This is a genomic window from Neorhizobium sp. SHOUNA12A (assembly GCF_023006505.1).
Taxonomy (GTDB): domain Bacteria; phylum Pseudomonadota; class Alphaproteobacteria; order Rhizobiales; family Rhizobiaceae; genus Neorhizobium.
Window position 1 is genome coordinate 1 of the sequence record NZ_JALBGV010000213.1, and the last position, 400, is coordinate 400.

Genomic DNA, 400 nt, shown 5'->3' on the forward strand with positions numbered 1-400 from the left:
CCGGACGGTTCGACCGTGATCGCCGGCCGCGCCGCGCCGCATTCCAAGCTCGAGGTCACCGATGGCACCACGGTCGTCGCCAAGGTCGATGTCGGCCCGAGCGGCGATTTTGCCGCCATCCTCGACAAGCCGCTGCCGCCCGGCGACCACCAGCTGGTGCTGAAGGCCACCGGCAAGGACGGCAAGGCCACCGTTTCCGAAGAAACAGCGACGGTTTCCGTGCCTGCCGACAAGAACGGCAAACTACTTGCCATGGTCACCAAGCCCGGCAAGGCAAGCCGCCTGATCGCCACACCGACCCCGGATGCCGCAGGTCTTCCTTCCATGGCTGGTGCGCAGCCGGCCGTTCCGGCTCCCCAGGGCGCGACTTCGGCCGCGGCCAACCCGCCCCCTGCCGGCT

At 69.2% G+C, this 400-nt stretch carries 1 pseudogene; it reads left to right on the forward strand.

Annotated elements, in window-relative coordinates:
• Positions 1 to 400, forward strand: a pseudogene (locus MOV63_RS32530) (peptidoglycan-binding protein LysM); the annotation flags it as partial.